The 19,172-nt window shown below is 70.1% G+C and carries 15 protein-coding genes and 1 tRNA gene; 8 read left to right on the top strand and 8 right to left on the bottom strand.

All coding sequences use genetic code 11. From position 1 onward, the window contains the following. Window positions 1-34: 34 nt before the first annotated feature. On the top strand, window positions 35-1,627 hold the full coding sequence (locus tag ACIRRY_RS34580) for a SulP family inorganic anion transporter (protein ID WP_403980698.1): 1,593 nt from the start codon (window positions 35-37) through the stop codon (window positions 1,625-1,627). Between the two features lie 10 nt (window positions 1,628-1,637). Then, a complete protein-coding gene (locus tag ACIRRY_RS34575; RefSeq protein ID WP_403980695.1) occupies window positions 1,638-2,078 on the top strand; it encodes a hypothetical protein in 441 nt (146 codons plus the stop codon). 412 nt (window positions 2,079-2,490) lie between these two features. Here the strand turns inward: ACIRRY_RS34575 and ACIRRY_RS34570 are convergent, their stop codons facing one another. Beyond that, on the bottom strand, window positions 2,491-3,882 hold the full coding sequence (locus ACIRRY_RS34570; protein WP_403980692.1) for a cystathionine beta-synthase: 1,392 nt from the start codon (window positions 3,880-3,882) through the stop codon (window positions 2,491-2,493). A gap of 337 nt (window positions 3,883-4,219) precedes the next feature. Between ACIRRY_RS34570 and ACIRRY_RS34565 the strand changes: the two genes are divergently transcribed. The 3 genes from ACIRRY_RS34565 (at window position 4,220) to ACIRRY_RS34555 (ending at window position 7,768) form a co-directional block, all read left to right on the top strand. Then, window positions 4,220-5,260: an SGNH/GDSL hydrolase family protein gene (locus ACIRRY_RS34565; RefSeq protein WP_403980689.1), complete on the top strand. Its 1,041-nt coding sequence runs from the start codon at window positions 4,220-4,222 to the stop codon at window positions 5,258-5,260. A gap of 224 nt (window positions 5,261-5,484) precedes the next feature. Further along, window positions 5,485-6,705 carry an acetyl-CoA C-acetyltransferase gene (locus tag ACIRRY_RS34560; RefSeq protein ID WP_403980686.1) on the top strand — a complete coding sequence of 407 codons (1,221 nt, stop codon included), beginning with the start codon at window positions 5,485-5,487 and terminating at the stop codon, window positions 6,703-6,705. Between the two features lie 283 nt (window positions 6,706-6,988). Next, window positions 6,989-7,768, top strand: a complete 780-nt coding sequence (locus ACIRRY_RS34555) for a hypothetical protein (protein ID WP_403980876.1) — start codon at window positions 6,989-6,991, stop codon at window positions 7,766-7,768. 176 nt (window positions 7,769-7,944) lie between these two features. Here ACIRRY_RS34555 and ACIRRY_RS34550 read toward each other — a convergent pair whose 3' ends face one another. Beyond that, window positions 7,945-8,226 (bottom strand): hypothetical protein, encoded by a 282-nt coding sequence (locus ACIRRY_RS34550; protein ID WP_403980874.1) that lies wholly within the window; start codon window positions 8,224-8,226, stop codon window positions 7,945-7,947. A gap of 132 nt (window positions 8,227-8,358) precedes the next feature. Here ACIRRY_RS34550 and ACIRRY_RS34545 point away from each other — a divergent pair, with 132 nt between their 5' ends. After that, complete coding sequence (locus tag ACIRRY_RS34545; RefSeq protein ID WP_026151524.1) at window positions 8,359-8,589, top strand: DUF4287 domain-containing protein; 231 nt, start codon at window positions 8,359-8,361, stop codon at window positions 8,587-8,589. A gap of 87 nt (window positions 8,590-8,676) precedes the next feature. Here the strand turns inward: ACIRRY_RS34545 and ACIRRY_RS34540 are convergent, their stop codons facing one another. The 4 genes from ACIRRY_RS34540 to ACIRRY_RS34525 form a co-directional block, all read right to left on the bottom strand. After that, complete coding sequence (locus ACIRRY_RS34540) at window positions 8,677-9,564, bottom strand: Bax inhibitor-1/YccA family protein (RefSeq protein WP_403980683.1); 888 nt, start codon at window positions 9,562-9,564, stop codon at window positions 8,677-8,679. 171 nt (window positions 9,565-9,735) lie between these two features. Next, the gene (locus ACIRRY_RS34535; protein WP_403980680.1) at window positions 9,736-10,929 is read right to left on the bottom strand and encodes a 4-hydroxybenzoate 3-monooxygenase; all 1,194 of its coding nucleotides are present in this window, start codon (window positions 10,927-10,929) and stop codon (window positions 9,736-9,738) included. Window positions 10,930-11,040: 111 nt separating this feature from the next. Continuing rightward, window positions 11,041-11,973: a class I SAM-dependent methyltransferase gene (locus tag ACIRRY_RS34530; RefSeq protein WP_403980678.1), complete on the bottom strand. Its 933-nt coding sequence runs from the start codon at window positions 11,971-11,973 to the stop codon at window positions 11,041-11,043. A 128-nt stretch (window positions 11,974-12,101) separates the two neighbouring features. Then, a tRNA-Leu gene (locus ACIRRY_RS34525) sits at window positions 12,102-12,188 on the bottom strand. Between the two features lie 414 nt (window positions 12,189-12,602). Between ACIRRY_RS34525 and ACIRRY_RS34520 the strand changes: the two genes are divergently transcribed. Together ACIRRY_RS34520 and ACIRRY_RS34515 are read left to right on the top strand one after the other, a co-directional pair. Further along, window positions 12,603-13,376, top strand: coding sequence for an ATP-binding cassette domain-containing protein (locus tag ACIRRY_RS34520; protein ID WP_403980676.1), 774 nt, complete (start codon window positions 12,603-12,605; stop codon window positions 13,374-13,376). A 114-nt stretch (window positions 13,377-13,490) separates the two neighbouring features. Then, window positions 13,491-16,019 (top strand): ABC transporter permease, encoded by a 2,529-nt coding sequence (locus tag ACIRRY_RS34515; RefSeq protein ID WP_403980673.1) that lies wholly within the window; start codon window positions 13,491-13,493, stop codon window positions 16,017-16,019. A gap of 84 nt (window positions 16,020-16,103) precedes the next feature. Here ACIRRY_RS34515 and ACIRRY_RS34510 read toward each other — a convergent pair whose 3' ends face one another. Together ACIRRY_RS34510 and ACIRRY_RS34505 are read right to left on the bottom strand one after the other, a co-directional pair. Beyond that, window positions 16,104-17,396: a class I SAM-dependent methyltransferase gene (locus ACIRRY_RS34510; RefSeq protein ID WP_403980670.1), complete on the bottom strand. Its 1,293-nt coding sequence runs from the start codon at window positions 17,394-17,396 to the stop codon at window positions 16,104-16,106. A 218-nt stretch (window positions 17,397-17,614) separates the two neighbouring features. Then, a complete protein-coding gene (locus ACIRRY_RS34505) occupies window positions 17,615-19,000 on the bottom strand; it encodes an NAD(P)/FAD-dependent oxidoreductase (protein WP_403980669.1) in 1,386 nt (461 codons plus the stop codon). Window positions 19,001-19,172 lie beyond the last annotated feature (172 nt).

The following is a 19,172-nucleotide window of genomic DNA, read 5'->3' as shown; positions in this document are numbered from 1 at the left end:
AGCACGTTCCCCCACTGCAGAGAAGCGCATCCCCATGCCCTTGAACGGCGTGCTCTCCGTCCTGCCCTCCCCCGCCGACTTCCGCACCATGACCCGCGCCCCGCGCCGCGACCTGCTGTGCGGCCTCACGGTCGCCGTCGTGGCACTCCCCCTGGCCCTCGGTTTCGGGGTGACGTCCGGGCTCGGCGCGGCCTCCGGTCTGATCACCGCGATCGTCGCGGGCTCGCTCGCCGCGTTGTTCGGCGGCTCCGCGCGCCAGGTCAGCGGCCCGACCGGCGCGATGACCGTCGTCCTCGTCCCGATCGTCCACGAGTACGGCGCGAACGGCGTCCTGACGGTCGGGCTGATCTCCGGCGTCATGCTCCTCGCGCTCGCCTTCGCCCGCGCGGGAGCGGCGATGGCGTACGTCCCCGCGCCGGTGATCGCCGGTTTCACCATCGGCATCGCCTGTGTGATCGGCCTCCAGCAGGTGCCGTCGGCGCTGGGCGTGCCCACCCCGAGCGGCGACCAGGTCGCGGTGGTCGCGGCACGCGCGGCGGAGGAGTTCGACGCGGCCCCGCACTGGGCGGCCCTCCTCCTGGCCCTCGGCTCGGCCGCGCTGATGCTGGCCGGGGCACGCTGGAAACCGACGGTTCCCTTCTCCCTGGCGGCAGTCGGCGTGGCGACGGTCGTGGCCGAGGCCCTGCACCTGCGCGTCACCCGCCTAGGCAGCCTTCCGTCCTCACTCCCCGCGCCCTCGCTCGCCTTCCTGGACGTGTCCCGGGTCCCGACCCTGCTCCTCCCGGCGGCAGCGGTGGCGGCACTGGCCGCACTGGAATCGCTCCTGTCCGCCTCGGTCGCGGACGCGATGCGCCCCGGCGAACGCCACGACCCCGGCAAGGAACTCTTCGGCCAGGGCATCGCCAACCTCGCGGCCCCGCTCTTCGGCGGCGTCCCGGCGACGGGCGCGATCGCGCGGACGGCGGTCAACGTCCGCACCGGCGCCACCTCCCGGCTGGCCGCGCTCGCGCACGCGGTGATCCTCGCCGGGATCGTCGCGGTCGCGGCCCCGTTGGTGGGCCGTATCCCCCTGTCCGCGCTGGCCGGAGTGCTGCTGGCGACGGCGATCCGCATGGTGGAGACGGACGCGGTCCGCGCGATGGCCCGCTCGACGCACGGCGACGCCCTGGTCCTGGTCCTCACGGCGGCCGGCACGCTCGCCCTGGACCTGGTGCGCGCGGTCCTGATCGGCCTCGCCGTCTCGGTCCTGCTGGCCCTGCGCTCGGCGACGCGCGCCACGAACCTGACTCCGGCCGAACTCCCCGACACCGCCTCCGGCACGGTGACGTACCGCTTCGAGGGCCCGCTCCTGTTCGCCGCCGCCCACCGCTTCCGCCGCGGCCTGGCGGATGTGCGCGATGTGACGGCCGTAGACCTGCGACTGTCAGGGCTGACGGCGGTCGACGCGACGGGGGCGCTGGCGCTGAAGGAGGCGGTGGGCGAGCTGCGCGGCCGGGGTATCGAGGTCCGGATCACGGGAGTCGAGCACGCCCACCGCAAGGTGCTGGAGTCGCTCGGGGTGCTCCCGGTGAACCCGAATTCCAACAGGGGGGCTATCCCCAGTGCAGCGGGCGCGACGGCTCCCTAATCTGAAGCGCATGACGGGAATCGACTCGCACGACGCCGAACTCAAGAAGGAACTCAACGCCACCCTGCAAGCGCGCAGGGAGCTGGGCGACGAGTACGAGTCGGCGCTGGTCGACTCGTTCCTGGAGAAGGTCGACCAGCGCATCGACGGCGCGGTGGAGCGCCGGGTGCGCCGGCAGATGGCCGAGCAGCAGATGGTGGTCGCGCGCGGCTCGCGCGGGCCGAAGTCCACCGACTCCTGGGGCGAGCGCTTCGGCTTCGGCATCGTCTCGATGGTGCTGGCGATCCCGCTCTCCGCGATCGGCGGCGGCATCGCCCACCTCCCCGGCCTGCTGGTGGCCTGGGCCGGCATCGTCGGCGTGAACGCGGTGCAGGCGGCGCGCACCAATCCGGGGTTGTTCGGCGGCGGGCGACGCGGCAGGTCCTCGCAGGACAGCGAGTGGGAGGACTGAGCCCCCGTCGTCTGGTGGCACCAACACCGGGCGCCTGCTGAGGAGTCGGGCCGCTTCAGGGCCGCAGAGAAGCGCTCGTGGAAAAGCTATGCGCGGGGACCGCCGCACCCCCCGTTGCCGGGAGGGCGGGACGACGGCGGTCCCCGCGAGGGACGCGTGCCGGGTCAGGGCCGGGCGTGCGCGTCCTAGGCGTCGGTGGAGGTCCGGGAGCCGCTCCGGAGGTCCGTGACGCCGTTTTTGTGTCGGCGAGGCGGGGAGCCGCTCCCGCCTTGCCGACATCCACCAATCTGCCCGACGCTTGTTAAGCGTGTGCTGCGTGGACGTGACGCGCTCGTACCACTTCCGCGAAGTCCACCATTTTGGTGGACAACCGCAAAGTCGCCGTCGGCACGGCCCGTTCACCGGACGTTTGCTACTGCTTCCCGCCCTTGGCGAGGAAGGACAGCAGGTCCTGCCGGCTGATGACACCGGTCGGCTTGCCCTCGACCAGGACGATCGCGGCGTCCGCTCCGCCCAGCACGGTCATCAGGTCGCCCACCGGCTCACCGGAGCCGACCTGCGGCAGCGGGGCCGACATGTGCTTCTCCAGCGGGTCGGTCAGCGAGGCGCGCTGGGTGAACAGGGCGTCCAGCAGCTCCCGTTCGACGACCGAGCCGACGACCTCCGCCGCCATGACGTCGGGGTGACCGGCGCCCGGCTTCACGATCGGCATCTGCGAGACGCCGTACTCCCGCAGCACCTCGATGGCCTCGCCGACCGACTCCTCCGGGTGCATGTGCACGAGGGAGGGGATGGCGCCGTGCACCTTGTCGTTGAGGACGTCGGCGACGCGGGCGCTGGGGCCCTCGTCCTCCAGGAAGCCGTAGTCGGCCATCCACTCGTCGTTGAAGATCTTGGAGAGATAGCCGCGCCCGCTGTCGGGGAGCAGGACGACGACGACATCGTCCGGGCCGAGCCGCTCGGCGACCCGCAGCGCGGCGACGACGGCCATCCCGCAGGAGCCGCCCACCAGCAGCCCCTCCTCCTTCGCGAGCCGGCGGGTCATCTGGAAGGAGTCCTTGTCGGACACGGCGACGATCTCGTCCGCGACGGTCCGGTCGTAGGCGGTCGGCCAGAAGTCCTCACCGACGCCCTCGACGAGATACGGCCGCCCCGAGCCGCCGGAGTACACGGACCCCTCGGGGTCGGCGCCGACGACCTGGACGCGGCCGTCACTGGTGTCCTTCAGGTACCGCCCGGTGCCGGAGATCGTGCCGCCCGTCCCCACGCCCGCGACGAAGTGGGTGATCTTCCCCTCGGTCTGCTCCCAGAGCTCGGGGCCGGTCGAGTGGTAGTGGGAGAGCGGGTTGTTCGGGTTGGAGTACTGGTCGGGCTTCCAGGCGCCCGGCGTCTCGCGGACCAGGCGGTCGGAGACGTTGTAGTACGAGTCCGGGTGCTCGGGGTCGACGGCGGTGGGGCAGACGACCACTTCGGCGCCGTACGCGCGCATCACGTTGATCTTGTCCATGGACACCTTGTCGGGGCACACGAAGATGCAGTGGTACCCCTTCTGCTGGGCCACGATGGCCAGGCCGACGCCGGTGTTGCCGCTGGTCGGCTCGACGATGGTGCCGCCGGGCTGCAGTTCCCCGCTCTTCTCCGCCGCCTCGATCATGCGCAGCGCGATGCGGTCCTTCACGCTGCCGCCAGGGTTGAAGTACTCCACCTTGGCGAGAACGGTCGCCTGGATGCCCGCGGTCACGCTGTTGAGCCTCAGCAGCGGGGTGTTGCCGACGAGGCTGATCATCGAGTCGTGGAATTGCACCGTTGTCTCCGGTTGCTGCAAAAGAAGTGGTCGTGATTGGTCTTGCCAGCGTAGGGCCTGTCCGGCGGGTCGGGGTCGCGGGGAATCGGCGGCGACTGTTCGGTACCGGTGCGCTGGGAATCGGCGACGCGTGATCCGTGCCGGTGCGCGGGGCGGGCCGGGCCTCCTCACGCCCTTGAGCCGGCAAGGGAGTTGAGCGCGGGCCGCCCCCGTGGGCACGCGCGGATCCGCCGGACGGCCCTGCGCCCCGAAATGACGTTCACCGCCTGTTGAGATTGGGTGACGTGCTGTTCGGGGCAAGGAGTGGATGACGGCTACGAGGAGGTGACGGCGACGTATGACGAGGATGTCGAGGGCGCGGGTGGCCCGGCGGATCGCGGCCGGTGCGGCGTACGGCGGTGGCGGGGTCGGACTGGTGGGCGCGGCGGCCGTCGGCCTGGTACTGGCCGAGGTCCGCTTCGTGAAACGCCATGTGGGCAACGGCCATGCGCCGGGCAGCAACCATGTGCCGAGCGCCGACGGCCGCTACGGCCATGTCTACGACACTCCGGGTGAACTCCCGCTGCGGCTGACCATGCTCGGCGACTCCACGGCCGCCGGGCAGGGCGTCCACCGGGCGGCGCAGACCCCGGGCGCGCTGCTGGCCTCGGGCCTGGCGGCGGTTTCGGAACGCCCGGTCGAGCTGCGGAACGTGGCCCTTCCGGGCGCCCAGTCCGACGATCTGGACCGCCAGGTGGCGCTGGCCCTCGCGGACACCACCCGGGTGCCGGACGTCTGCGTGATCATGATCGGCGCGAACGACGTCACCCACCGCATGCACCCGACCCGCTCGGTCCGGCACCTCTCGGCGACGGTACGGCGGCTGCGGACGGCCGGCGCGGAGGTGGTCGTCGGCACGTGTCCCGACCTCGGGACGGTGGAGCAGGTCCAGCAGCCGCTGCGCTGGCTGGCCCGCCGGGCGTCCAGACAGCTGGCGGCGGCCCAGACGATCGGCACGGTCGAGCAGGGCGGGCGCACGGTGTCGCTGGGCGACCTGCTGGGCCCCGAGTTCGCGGCGAACCCGCGCGAGCTGTTCGGCCCGGACAACTTCCACCCCTCGGCGGAGGGCTACGCCACCGCCGCGATGGCGATCCTGCCGACCGTCTGCGCCGCGCTGGGCCTCTGGCCGGCCGAGGAGGACCGCCCGGACGCGTCCCGCCGCGAGGGCTTCCTGCCGGTGGCCCGCGCCGCGGCGGAGGCGGCGTCGGAGGCGGGCACGGAGGTCACGGCGGCGATGCCGACGGGGCCGCGGGGGCCGTGGGCGCTGCTGAAGCGGCGGAAGAGGAGGCGGGTACCGGAGCCGGAAGCGGCGACCCCCTCCAGCCCGTCCGGAGTTTGAGGACGAGGCCGTTCAGGCCGACGGCGGGGTCCGGGGGCGCAGCCCCCAGGGGCGCCCGCCCCCACCGACCCGCACCGCACTTCCGCTCCACCGCCGGAGGCCCAAGCAAGCGCTTAGAAAACTGCGGCCAGGGTCACACCGCCCATGCCGTGACCCTGGCCATACGTACGGGTAACTTCCCAAGAAGCCCTGCACATCACCGTACGTACGCCAATGGAGCCGTGATGCCCGAAGCCGTCATCGTCTCGACCGCCCGCTCCCCCATCGGCCGCGCCTTCAAGGGCTCCCTCAAGGACCTGCGCCCCGACGACCTCACCGCCACGATCATCGAGGCCGCGCTCGCCAAGGTCCCCGAGCTGGACCCGAAGCTCATCGAGGACCTGATGCTCGGCTGCGGCCTCCCCGGCGGCGAGCAGGGCAGCAACCTCGGCCGGATCGTCGCCGTACAGATGGGCATGGACCACCTGCCGGGCTGCACGATCACCCGTTACTGTTCGTCCTCGCTCCAGACCAGCCGCATGGCCCTGCACGCCATCAAGGCCGGCGAGGGCGACGTCTTCATCTCGGCCGGTGTCGAGATGGTCTCCCGGTTCGTGAAGGGCAACTCCGACAGCCTCCCGGACACGCGCAACCCGCTGTTCGCCGAGGCCGAGGCCCGCACCGCCGAGGTCGCCGCCAGCGAGGGCGCGAGCTGGCACGACCCGCGCGAGGACGGCCTGCTCCCCGACCCGTACATCGCGATGGGCCAGACCGCGGAGAACCTCGCCCGGATCAAGGGCGTCACCCGCCAGGACATGGACGAGTTCGGCGTCCGCTCGCAGAACCTCGCCGAGGAAGCCATCAAGAACGGCTTCTGGGAGCGCGAGATCACCCCGGTCACGCTGCCCGACGGCACGGTCGTCAGCAAGGACGACGGCCCGCGCGCCGGCGTCACCCTGGACGGCGTCTCCGGCCTCAAGCCGGTCTTCCGCCCCGACGGCCTGGTCACGGCCGGCAACTGCTGCCCGCTGAACGACGGCGCCGCCGCGGTCGTCATCATGAGCGACACCAAGGCCCGCGAGCTGGGCCTGACCCCGCTCGCGCGGATCGTGTCGACCGGTGTCTCCGGCCTCTCCCCCGAGATCATGGGCCTCGGTCCGGTGGAAGCCTCCAAGCAGGCACTCGGGCGCGCCGGCCTCACCGTCGACGACATCGACCTGTTCGAGATCAACGAGGCGTTCGCCGCCCAGGTGATCCCGTCCTACCGCGACCTGAACATCCCGCTGGAGAAGCTCAACGTGAACGGCGGCGCGATCGCCGTCGGCCACCCCTTCGGCATGACCGGCGCCCGCATCACCGGCACGTTGATCAACTCCCTCCAGTTCCACGACAAGCAGTTCGGTCTGGAGACGATGTGCGTCGGCGGCGGCCAGGGCATGGCGATGGTCATCGAGCGCCTCAGCTGACCAACTCCCCGTAGCCGTACGGGAACTTTGCGTCACCCTCAGGCCCGGAACCCAGTAACCACCTGGGTTCTGGGCCGATTTGTGATCCAATCTCCCCCAGGATGTGACCTATCTCCCTTCGAGGAGGGATTTTCCCAGGTCAGGACCGTTTCACCACCAAACATCGGGCCCAAAGTCCTGCCCGTTTCGTGACGTTACGCACTGACAGCTGGTTAGTCCGCCCTTCAAGCTGATGTAGGAAGTCGGGGGTCGACTTTGAACCGGGAGTACGTCAGTGAGCGCCATGCCGATCGCTTTGCTGCTCACCACGGCCGCCACAGGCGCCGTGGGCGTCGCCGTCCTGCGCACCCTCTTGGTGCTCCGTCGCCAGGTAGCGGCCCTGCACACCGAACTCGCCGAGGGCCGGGCCGCCGCCGTACGGCCGCTCGTGCCCGCCGCCCGCAGCCACACCGACGCGGATGAGATACGCGCCGCGGTGGCCGAGGCGCTGGCCGAGGAGCGGGAGCGGGAACTGGCCGAGGCGCGGGCCTTCTGGGCCGCCCAGGAGGCCCGCGACACCGAGGTGCCGACTCTGTTGGGCCTGCCCGACAGTGAGCTGTTCCTGCCCCGCCAGAGCGACTTCGTGGGCCTCGAACCGCTGGAGCCGGTCACCGAGCCGTTCACGGAGCCCGAGGAGTTCGCCGGGGACTCCCCCGAACTGGCCGCGGCCCGTCGCCGCCACCCGTCACACCCGGACTTCGTACCGGCCCAGTCACCGGTGGCGAACGACCACGAACGCACGGTCGCCACGCTGGAGGAGCTGGCCGAGTCCGCCGTGGAACTGGCCGACGTCCGTCCCGGCCCGCTCGGCACCCTCGACGTCTACGTCTTCGTCGACGGCACCACCCTCTGCATGACCCCCGGCCACCGCGAAACCGCCGAACGCCTCGCCTCCGCCCTCCGCGCCGGCGAGACCCCGTTCCTCCTCGGCGGCTCGGGAGTCTCCGGCGCCTACACCCTGACCTTCGCGTGCGGCCAGGAGAACGTGTACATCCTGGCGGACCGGGTCATAGCGTCCCTTTGATCGGTTCGTTTTCGAGTGCGGGCCGGTGGGGGCTGGTCGCGCAGTTCCCCGCGCCCCTAAAAACGCAGCGCCAGCCGTGTTCTGAGGGGCCCTAAAAACGCAGCCCCAGCCACGTCTTTCAGGGGCGCGGGGAACTGCGCGACCGGCCACGACGGACCCGCACCCGCCAACGCACCTCAGACGCCCGCCCTCTTCTGCGCCTCCGCCACCAACCCGAGCGCCTCATCGACCTCGGCGTCACTCACCAGAACGACCGCCAAGTCATGCACGGCAACGGTGATTTGATCCGCCGCGGCAAACATCCCCGCATCCGGCATCTCCCGAGCATCGACACCCGGTTCCTCAACCGCCTGCGCCCACCGAGACATCTGCCTGGCCAGCGCCAGCGCCTCCGCGGCAGCGCCCCGTTGCAAACGACTCTGCGGCGCGGCCCTGAGCCGGTCCGCAAAGTGATCCACCGCTTGAGTCAACCGCGTCGTATCCGCCACGCCGCGAGACTACGCGCCGTACCGGGACTGTTGCCAACGGGCGAACGCTCAGGCACGGTGACCTGAAGGACCGGCTTACACCCCATGCGTCCGGAGGCGCCGATGTCCCAAGTGTTCTCCCAGGAGACCCATCGCAACATGCTCGCCCGCATCCCCCATTGCACCGGTCGTGAAGTGTCCGACTGGCTGCGCACCGTCGACGAAGGCCCCGCCCTCTTCCGCTTCGAGGAGAAGGTCAGCTGGCTCCGCGCCGAGCACGACCTCGCGTACGGCCACGCCAAGGCGATCATTCACGAGTACGACCTGAGGAGGGCCGCGCGCAAACTGCTCTAGGCGCGCACCACGGACCGACCCACAACGGACATGACGAAGGGCCCCGGGAACGAACCCGGGGCCCTTTCGCGATCAGCCTGCGGACGGCTAGTTGTTGCTGTTGAGGATCGAGATGATCCTCAGGAACTCCATGTAGATCCACACCAGCGTCAGCGTGAGCCCGAAGGCCGCCAGCCAGGCCTCTTCCTTGGGCGCGCCGTAGGCGATCCCGTCCTCGACCTGCTTGAAGTCGAGGGCGAGGAAGCACGCGCCGAGGATGATGCCGACGACACCGAAGAAGATGCCGAGCGGGCCGCTGCGGAAGCCGAGGCCGTCACCGCCGCCGAACACCGCGAACAGCAGGTTCACCGCCATCAGCAGGATGAAGCCGAGCGCGGCCGCCATCACGAAGCCGTAGAAGCGGCGGTTCACGCGGATCCAGCCCGCGCGGTACGCGATGAGCACGCCGGCGAAGACCGCCATCGTGCCGATCACGGCCTGCATGGCCGCGCCGCTCGCGATGCGGTTGTCGACGACGCTGGAGACGACGCCGAGGAAGACGCCTTCCAGGGCGGCGTACGACAGGATCAGCGCCGGGACGGGCTTGCGCTTGAAGGACTGGACGAACGCCAGGACCATCGCGATCAGCGCGGCGCCGATCCCGATGCCGTACGAACGGTTGATGTTGGCGTCGTCGACCGGGAGCAGCACCCAGGCGAGCGCGGCCGTGACGATCAGCGTGCCGAGGGTGGTGCCGGTGCGCAGGACGACGTCGTCCATGGTCATCCGGCCGGTGGTGGCCGGGGCCTGGGGCGGTGCGCCCTGCTGCAGGTCCTGCTGGGCGTACGGGTTCTGCGCGTACGGGTTGCCGCCCGCGTAGGGGTTGCCCTGCGTACCCACGGCGGGGCCCCCGGCCTGCGGCGCGGTGTTGAAGCCCGCGTAGCCGTTGTCGCGGCTGAACCCCCGTCGCGAGAAGACCGGGTTTCTGCTCCTCATTTCACTCCTCCATGGCCGCCTCGCGCGGCCTTGGCCTCAAGAGTAATAGGTAGGCAAAGGATTGACCCTACCTCTTGGGGAGGATCTTCCCCTCGTCCTGCCACGGTACGCGGTGGACGGCACCCCCTGTGAACACTGGTACCAACCCGTGACGCCCGCCTTGGAAGGCCCTTATGCCTGTTCATCCGGTTCATCCAGAGGGAACCCGGTGTACGCCTCCGCGAGATCCGTCTCGGCCGCCCGCGAGGACGCGATCCGCTCCAGCCGGGCGAACTGGAGCCGCCCCTCGAAGGGCGTCGCGTCGGGCGCGCGGTGCAGGAGGCTCGTCATGTCGTAGGAGAACCGCTCTGCCTGCCAGACCCGCCGCAGACAGGTGGCGGAGTACGCGTCGAGCCGTTCCTCGCTCCCCGTCCTCTTCTTGTGCGTCAGTGCCCGCGCGAAGGTGACGACGTCGCCGACGGCCAGGTTGAGGCCCTTGGCTCCGGTCGGCGGGACGATGTGCGCGGCGTCGCCGGCGAGGAAGAGCCGGCCGTACCGCATGGGCTCGTGGACGTAGGAGCGCATGGGGGTGACCGACTTCTGGGTGATGGGCCCGCGGTCGAGCCGCCAGCCGTCCTCGGTCTCGAAACGGCGCTCCAGTTCGTCCCAGACGGCGTCGTCGCTCCAGCTCTCGGGGTCCGTGTCCTCCTCCACCTGGAGGTAGAGACGGGAGACGGACGGGGAGCGCATCGAGAGCAGGGCGAAGCCGCGGTCGTGGCGGGCGTAGACGAGCTCGTCGTGGGAGGGCGCGACATCGGCGAGGATGCCGAGCCAGGCGTAGGGGTACGACCGTTCGAAGACGCGGGCGAGTCCGGCGGGGATCGCGTCGCGGGCGACGCCCCAGAAGCCGTCGCAGCCGACGACGTAGTCGCAGTCGAGGACGTCCTCCCGGCCCTGGTACCGGAACCGGACGCGCGGGCTGTCGCCGTCCGCGCCCTCCACCGCGAGCGCCTCGGCCTCGAACAACAGCGGCCCGCCCGCCGTGAGTTGAAGGGCGATCAGGTCCTTGCAGACCTCGGTCTGCGCGTACACCGTGACGCTACGGCCACCGGTGAGGCCCGGGAAGTCCACCCGGTGCCGCTTCCGGTCGAACCGCAGCTCGATCCCGTCGTGGCGCAGCCCCTCCCGGTCCATCCGCTCCCCGGCACCGGCCGCCCGCAGCACGTCGACCGTGCCCTGCTCCAGGATTCCGGCCCGCTGGCGGTGCTCGACGTAGTCCCGGTCGCGGCTCTCCAGTACGACCGAGTCGATCCCGGCGTTGTGCAGCAGCCGGGCGAGGAGGAGTCCGGCGGGGCCGGCTCCGATGATGCCGACGGTGGTACGCATCGGGGGTTCCCTTTCGAGCGGGAGCTGTTCGTCCAGCCTGCATGGTTCGTCTGGTGAAATTCTCTTCACCAAATGGCCGTGCCGTAAGTCTCCGACCGCGTGGGCCGCCTGTCAACGGTCCGAGGGCGAGCCCTCCCGAGTGGCGTCCGGGGCGTCGAGCCGGAAGTGCCAGACGACCACGACCGGGGAGTCGTCCAGCGCCGCGGCCGACGCCTCCGGGCACCAGTGCAGCAGGTCCCAGGACGGGTGGGTCGGGAGCGGGTCCCGGGCGGTGCCGGGGGTGAGGGAGTTGTGCGGGCGGCGGGGCTCCTCGCAGTGCCGGACCTGGAAGCCCAGTGGGAGGGCCGCGGCGAGGTAGGCGCTGAGCGGACGGTGGTACTCGGCGAGGAGGGACGGGCGGCCGTCCGGGCCGGGGCGGCGGGGCAGGGTCGGCCGGAGGTAGGGGACCAGCGGGTGGGCGTCGGAGATGACGAGGTGTCCGCCGGGGCGCAGGACGCGCGCGAACTCCCTTAGCACCGGGGCCAGTTCGGGGACGTGGGCCAGGGCGAGCGCGCACACGACGGTGTCGAACGCGTCGTCGGGAAACGGGAGCCGGTACAGGTCGGCCTCGTGGAAGTCGACGTCCGGCAGGCGCTCGTGGGCCCGGGCGAGCATGGCCGGTGAGGCGTCGACGCCGGTCACGTGGTGGCCGATTTCGTGCAGGTGGGCGGTGTGGCGGCCGGTGCCGCAGGCCGCGTCCAGCGCCGCGCCGAGGGGCAGGCCGTCCAGGATGCGCCGGACGACGGGCTGCTCGATGTCGATCATGTCGTTGCCGGGAGCGTCGTAGTGCGGCGCCCAGTCCCGGTAGACGTCGGCCGCGCTGATCGTGCCCGGTTCCGCCGTGACCCCCTCGGCGTGCGCGAGGGCGGGGGTGTCCAGCAGGGTGCGGATCTCGGCGATCCGGGCCTCGACGAACGCCCGGTCGGCGCTTCCCTCCTTGAAACCGCGCAGCAGGGCGGCACCCTCGATGCCCAGCAGATATCCCAGGGGGCTCAGATAGGTCACCCGCGCACGGTACGGATCCGCTCGCCGACCGCTCCACCGGTTTTCCCGCGCCGCGCCCCTTCGGAGACGGGTCGGCGCACACACGAAAACGACACACCGTTCCCGCTGGTCACACCCTGTAACCGCGATGGTGCCCGGAGCCGGACTTGAACCGGCACGCCCGCGAAGGGGCAGCGAGGTTTAAGCTCGCCGTGTCTGCATTCCACCATCCGGGCAGGCCGTGGGCTCCGCATCGAGGTCACGAGCCTATCGGGACGCGCGTCCCCAACAGCGGGCAGGCGGACCGATGTTGTCTTATTTTATTGATGTCTGAGGGTGCATCAGACCATGGAAAGAGCCATCAGCACTTGCCAATAGCCTTGCGTGCGATCTGGGGCCTCGTATGCGGAATGACGGAATTTCACCGCCCGAACGAGGGTGCTCCACCGGTTCTTGACGTGATGGGTCACGGGGGCGGACCCAAGGACCGTCTCGGGGGTGGTCCTCATCCCCAGGTATGACACCGCTGAGCGCAGTCCGTCTGAAGGCTGCCCCCGGAACCGGAACAGCGGCTGACTACACGGCGCGGCGGGGCGGAGAGGATGGGACACGTCCCCAGCAAGACCGTCGTCCCGACAGGAGCGCCCTCCGTGACCACCACCCCCATCGCCGACCGGACCACCTCAGTGGCCGCGCGTGCCACGGATCTTTCCAAGGTCTACGGACAGGGCGAGACCCAGGTGGTCGCTCTCGACCGGGTCTCGATCGCCTTCCGGCAGGCCGAGTTCACCGCGATCATGGGCCCCTCGGGTTCCGGCAAGTCCACGCTGATGCACTGCGTGGCCGGCCTGGACAGCTTCTCGTCCGGTTCCGTGCGCATCGGTGACACCGAGCTGGGCGCCCTGAAGGACAAGCAGCTCACCAAGTTGCGCCGGGACAAGATCGGTTTCATCTTCCAGGCGTTCAACCTGCTGCCGACGCTGACGGCCCTGGAGAACATCACGCTCCCGATGGACATCGCGGGCCGCAAGCCCGACAAGGAGTGGCTGGACTCGGTGATCCGGATGATCGGCCTCGCCGACCGGCTCAAGCACCGGCCCTCCCAGCTCTCCGGCGGCCAGCAGCAACGCGTCGCGGTGGCACGGGCGTTGGCCTCCCGCCCCGACATCATCTTCGGCGACGAGCCGACCGGAAACCTCGACTCGCGCTCCGGCGCGGAGGTGCTGGGCTTCCTCCGCAACTCCGTACGGGAGTTGGGGCAGACGGTGGTCATGGTGACCCACGACCCGGTGGCGGCGGCGTACGCGGACCGGGTGGTGTTCCTCGCGGACGGACGCATCGTCGACGAGGTCTACGAGCCGACCGCGGACTCGGTACTGGACCGCATGCTGCGTCTTTCTGGGGGAAACCCCCAGACCCCCTGAGTTCGACGCCAAGGGCCGTACCAGCTAGGTCCTCTGACGGCTCCTCAACTCACCGCCACGGCAACCGACTTCGCCGCCCGGCTCACCCCTCGTAGACCTGGACTGAGTAGACCCATGTTCCGAACCGCCTTGCGCAACGTACTCGCGCACAAGGCCCGGCTCCTCATGACCGTGCTCGCCGTGATGCTCGGCGTCGCGTTCGTGTCGGGGACCCTGGTCTTCACCAACACCATCTCGAACGCCTTCCAGAACAGCTCGGCCAAGGGCTTCGACCAGGTCGACGTCGCCGTCCAGGCCAAGTACCAGGACAGCGAGGGCGACGCGGTCGGCAAGACGCCCGAGCTGACGCAGGCGATGCTCGACACCAGCGCGAAGGTGCCGGGGGCCGCGTCCGCGACCGGGGTCGTCAACGGCTTCACCGCCATAGCCGACAAGAAGGGCAAGCTCATCGGCGGCGGCTTCCAGTCGGAGGGCGGCAACTACTGGGGGGACAAGGACGCCCGCTATCCCCTCAAGTCCGGTACGGCACCGCACGGTTCGGGCGAGGTCGCGATCGACTCCGAGACCGCGAAGCGCGCCGGGTACAAGGTCGGCGACACCGTGCGCATCTCGGTCGACGGCCCCGTACTGTCCCCGAGGATCACCGGCATCTTCACCACCGACGACGGCAACGTCGCCGCCGGCGGCAGCCTCGCCCTCTTCGACACGGCCACCGCGCAGAAGCTGTTCGGCAAGGCGGGGACGTACGACGAGATCGATGTGAAGGCCGTGGCCGGGACGAGTCAGGCGGCGCTGAAGTCGCAGCTGGACCTGGCCCTGCCGAAGGGGCGGACCGAGACCACCACCGCCAAGAAGCTCGCCGACGACCAGGCCGAGACGATCGCCGCTTCGATGAGCGGGCTGAAGTCGGGGCTGCTGGTCTTCGCGGGGATCGCGCTCTTCGTCGGCACGTTCATCATCGCCAACACCTTCACCATGCTGGTCGCCCAGCGCACCAAGGAACTGGCCCTGCTGCGCGCGGTCGGTGCCTCGCGCCGGCAGGTCACGCGCTCGGTGCTGCTGGAGGCGTTCGTCGTCGGCGCGGTCGCCGCGGTGGCCGGTCTGGTCGCCGGTATCGGGATCGGCGCCGGGCTGCGCGCGCTGATGGGCACGATCGGCGCGACCGTCCCGGACGGCCCGCTGGTCATCACCTCGGGCACGGTGCTGAGCGCCCTCGCGGTCGGCATCCTCATCACCATGCTCGCCGCCTGGCTGCCCGGCCGCCGGGCCGCGAAGATCCCGCCGGTCGCCGCGATGAGCAGCCTGTACGCGGCGGCCACCACCAAGTCCCTGGTGCTGCGCAACACGCTCGGCGCGCTGTTCTCCGGGGTGGGCGTCGCCGTCGTCATCGCGGCCACGACCATGAGCGGTTCGGACGGCCAGGCGCCCATGGGGATCGGCGCCGTGCTGCTGATCATCGGGGTGTTCATCCTGACCCCGCTGCTGTCCCGCCCACTGATCGCGGCGGCCGCCCCGGCGCTGCGGATCTTCGGGATCTCCGGCAAGCTGGCCCGCCAGAACTCGGTGCGCAACCCGCGCCGTACGGCCGCCACCGCCTCCGCGCTGATGATCGGCCTCACCCTCATCACCGGCATGACGGTGATGGCGGGCAGTCTCCAGCAGGCGATCGACAAGATGGCCTCGTCCGCGATCAGCGCCGACTACATCGTCTCGATGGCGAACGGCAACGAACTCTCCGCCGACGTCGACAAGACCCTCACCACCACCTCCGGCGTCACCGCCACCAGCCCGCTGCGCAACGCCCCTTCGCGCATCGACGGCGAGACCGAGTTCCTGACCGGGGTCAACGGCTCCGCGATCGGCAAGCTCACCGACCTCAAGGTGGACAGCGGCACCTTCAAGGTCGCCGGCACACAGGTCGTGGTGGACGACGACACGGCCAAGTCCCATGGCTGGAAGGCCGGTTCGACCTTCACCACGCACTACGAGGACGGCAAGGCGCAGCAGCTCACCGTCTCCGCGGTCTACGAGGGCAACGCGCTGATCCGCGGCATCATGCTCGACAACACGACGCTCGCCCCGCACCAGACCGACCCGGCCGACATGCAGATCCTGGTCAAGACGGCCGACGGCGCGTCGAGTTCGACGAAGGACAGGCTGGAGAAGGCCCTCGGCTCCAACCCGGCCGTCAAGGTCCAGGACAAGAAGGACCTCTCCGACAGCATCGCGCAGGTCTTCACCCTGATCCTCAACATGGTCTACGGCCTGCTCGCCATGGCGGTGATCGTCGCGGTCCTCGGGGTCATCAACACCCTTGCCATGTCGGTCTTCGAGCGCTCGCAGGAGATCGGGATGCTGCGCGCGATCGGCCTGGACCGCAAGGGCATCAAGCGGATGGTCAGGCTGGAGTCCCTTGTGATCTCGCTCTTCGGCGGGGTGCTCGGCATCGGTCTGGGAGTCTTCTTCGGCTGGGCGGCCGGTGAGTTGATCGGCTCGAAGATGGCGACGTACGAACTGGTCCTCCCCTGGGCCCGGATGGCGCTCTTCCTGCTCCTGGCGGGCACGGTCGGTGTGCTGGCCGCGCTGTGGCCGGCCCGGCGCGCGGCCAAGCTGAACATGCTGTCGGCCATCAAGTCCGAGTAGCCGTACGGGAATTGATCGAAAAAAGGGCAGGGGCCCCGTTCCGGATCGGAACGGGGCCCCTGGCCATGTGCCCGGAAAGCCCGGTCAGTTCCAGGTGCGGGCGCGCAACGGCATTCCGGAGGCGCCCTGTTCGGGGGTCCGGACGGCCAGCACCTGGTTGACTCCTATGCGGTTGCGCTCGAAGCCGAGCACGGACGCCGCCATGTAGAGACGCCAGACGCGGGCCCGCCCGGCGCCGGCCAGCCCGACCGCGCGCCGCCACTCGGACTCCAGGTTGGCGACCCAGCGGCGCAGGGTGAGCGCGTAGTGCTCGCGGATCGCCTCGACGTCCCGCACCTCGAACCCGGCGCCCTCCAGTTGGGTCACGGTGGTGCCGACGGGGGCGAGTTCGCCGTCGGGGAAGACGTACGCGTCGATGAACTCGTCGATGTCGTACGCCGATTCGTCCTGCCAGGGGCGGCGGGCGATCTGATGGTTGAGGAGCCGTCCGCCGGGCTTGAGGAGCGCGAAGAGGTCCCGGGCGTACTCCAAGTACCGTGTGGAGCCCACGTGTTCGGCCATGCCGACGGAGGAGATGGCGTCGTAGGGCCCGTCGGTGACATCGCGGTAGTCCTGCACCCGGATCTCGACCTTGTCGGTGAGGCCCTCCTCGGCGACGCGCTTACGGGCGTAGGCCGCCTGTTCCTGCGAGAGGGTCACGCCGACGACGCTCACGCCGTACTCGCGGGCCGCGTGGATCGCCATCGAACCCCAGCCGCAGCCGACGTCGAGCAGTCGCTGCCCCGGCGTCAGCTCCAGCTTGCGGCAGATGAGGTCGAGCTTGTCGCGCTGGGCGTCCTCCAGCGTGCCGTCCGGGGACTCCCAGTAGGCGCAGGAGTAGACCATGGAGGGGCCGAGGACGATCTCGTAGAAGTCGTTGCCGACGTCGTAGTGGTGGCTGATGGCGCGTTTGTCGGTGCGTCTGGTGTGGAGGTGGGCGCGGCTGCGGCGGACCTCCTCCGGGGGCGGGGCGGGCGGCAGCGGGAGCCCGCCGAGCTTCACCAGTCCGCGGACGGCGGAGCGCACCTCGGGGTCGCGCAGGGCCTCGGCGAGGGTGCGGGTGCCGTCGCCTCGCTCCCAGACCAGCGAGGACATGGCGTCGAGGGCCGCGTAGAAGTCGCCCTCGATGTCCAGGTCCCCGGAGACCCAGGCGCGGGCCATGCCCAGTTCGCCGGGTTTCCACAGGAGTCGGCGCAGGGCACGGCGATTGCGTACGACCAAGGTCGGCGCATCGGGCGGCCCTGCCTCGGAACCGTCCCAGGCGCGGATGCGCACCGGGACGGGGGTCCCCAATAGCTGTTCGAAGAGGGATTTGAGCCGCAGCGCGGCATCAGCCATGGCGCACACCTCCGTGACGCGGATCCCGGAATTGTCCATCACCACGTAAACACCGGCCAGGCCCGATCGCAGTCCTGCTTGACCATTACGAGTAGGCAAAATGCGTGTAGCGACCACGGAGGCGGGCCGGGCCGGGAACGCCGAAGGGGCCGTCCGCACCACGGATGGCGGACGGCCCCTTCGGGCGTGTTCAGTACTTCAGAGGTGACCGGAGAGGGTCAGGAGGCCTTGGCCTTCTCCTCGGTCTTCGCTGCGGCAGCGGGTGCCGGTGCCGGCTTGGCGGCCTCGTAGAACTCTTCGCGGGGGTTCTCCATGGCGCCGAGCGACACGACCTCGCGCTTGAGGAACATCGCGAGCGTCCAGTCGGCGAAGACGCGGATCTTGCGGTTCCAGGTCGGCATGGCCAGACCGTGGTAGCCACGGTGCATGTACCAGGCGAGACGGCCCTTGACCTTGATCTTCACCTTGCCCATGACGATCATCGCGACGCCCTTGTGGAGGCCGAGACCCGCCACCGCACCCTTGTTGGCGTGCGAGTACTCCTTCTGCGGGAAGCCCCGCATACCGGAGATCACGTTGTCGCCGAGGACCTTCGCCTGACGCAGCGCGTGCTGGGCGTTCGGCGGGCACCAGGCGTTCTCCACGCCGGCCTTGCGGGCGGCGATGTCGGGAACCTGGGCGTTGTCGCCGGCGGTCCAGACGTAGTCGGTGCCGGTGACCTGGAGGGTCGGCTGGGCGTCGACGTGACCGCGCGGGCCGAGCGGGAGGCCGAAGCGGGCGAGAACGGGGTTCGGCTTGACGCCGGCCGTCCACACGATCGTGTTGGAGTCGACCTCGAGGCCGTTCTTCAGCACGACGTGACCGCCGACGCAGGAGTCCATCGAGGTCGAGAGGTAGATCTCGATCCCGCGGCTCTCCAGGTGCTCCTTGCCGTAGAGGCCGAGCTTGGGGCCGACCTCCGGGAGGATCTTGTCGGCGGCGTCGACGAGGACGAAGCGCATGTCCTCGCGGGAGACGTTGTTGTAGTACTTGGCCGCGTCCCGGGCCATGTCCTCGACCTCACCGATGGTCTCCGCGCCGGCGAAGCCGCCGCCGACGAAGACGAAGGTGAGCGCCTTGCGGCGGATCTCCTCGTCGGTGGTGGAGTCGGCCTTGTCGAGCTGCTCCAGGACGTGGTTGCGCAGACCGATGGACTCCTCGATGCCCTTCATGCCGATGCCCTGTTCGGCGAGGCCGGGGATCGGGAAGGTGCGGGAGACCGCGCCCATCGCGATGACGAGGTAGTCGAAAGGCAGCTCGTACGCCTCACCCACGAGGGGGGCGATCGTCGCGACCTTGCGGTCCTGGTCGATGGTGGTGACCCGGCCGGTGAGGACCTCCGCCTTCGGCAGCACGCGTCGCAGCGGGACGACGACGTGCCGAGGGGAGATGCTGCCGGCGGCGGCTTCGGGGAGGAAGGGCTGGTAGGTCATGTACGACCGGGGGTCGACGACCGTGACGGTCGCCTCGCCGTAGCGCATCTTCTTGAGAATGCGCCGAGCTGCGTACAGGCCTACGTACCCACCGCCTACTACGAGGATCCTGGGACGCTCCGTGGTGCTCATGCCATCGAGTATCCACCTGCCCCTGGGGGGTCGCTCGTGCGCCCCTTCACAAGCTTCCACAGGGGCTGTGTTATCCTCCGCGACTCGCTTGATCCAGGGCCCCTCGCGGGAGGGGGACCACGGTGCGGTTCGCCCCGTTGTCAAGGCCGCGTGAGCTGCTCCTCTGTCCCGC

This window comes from Streptomyces sp. NPDC101776 (genome assembly GCF_044766845.1).
Lineage (GTDB): Bacteria > Actinomycetota > Actinomycetes > Streptomycetales > Streptomycetaceae > Streptomyces.
Note: the sequence above shows the minus strand (reverse complement) of the source record. Positions and strands in the feature narration are given on the sequence as shown.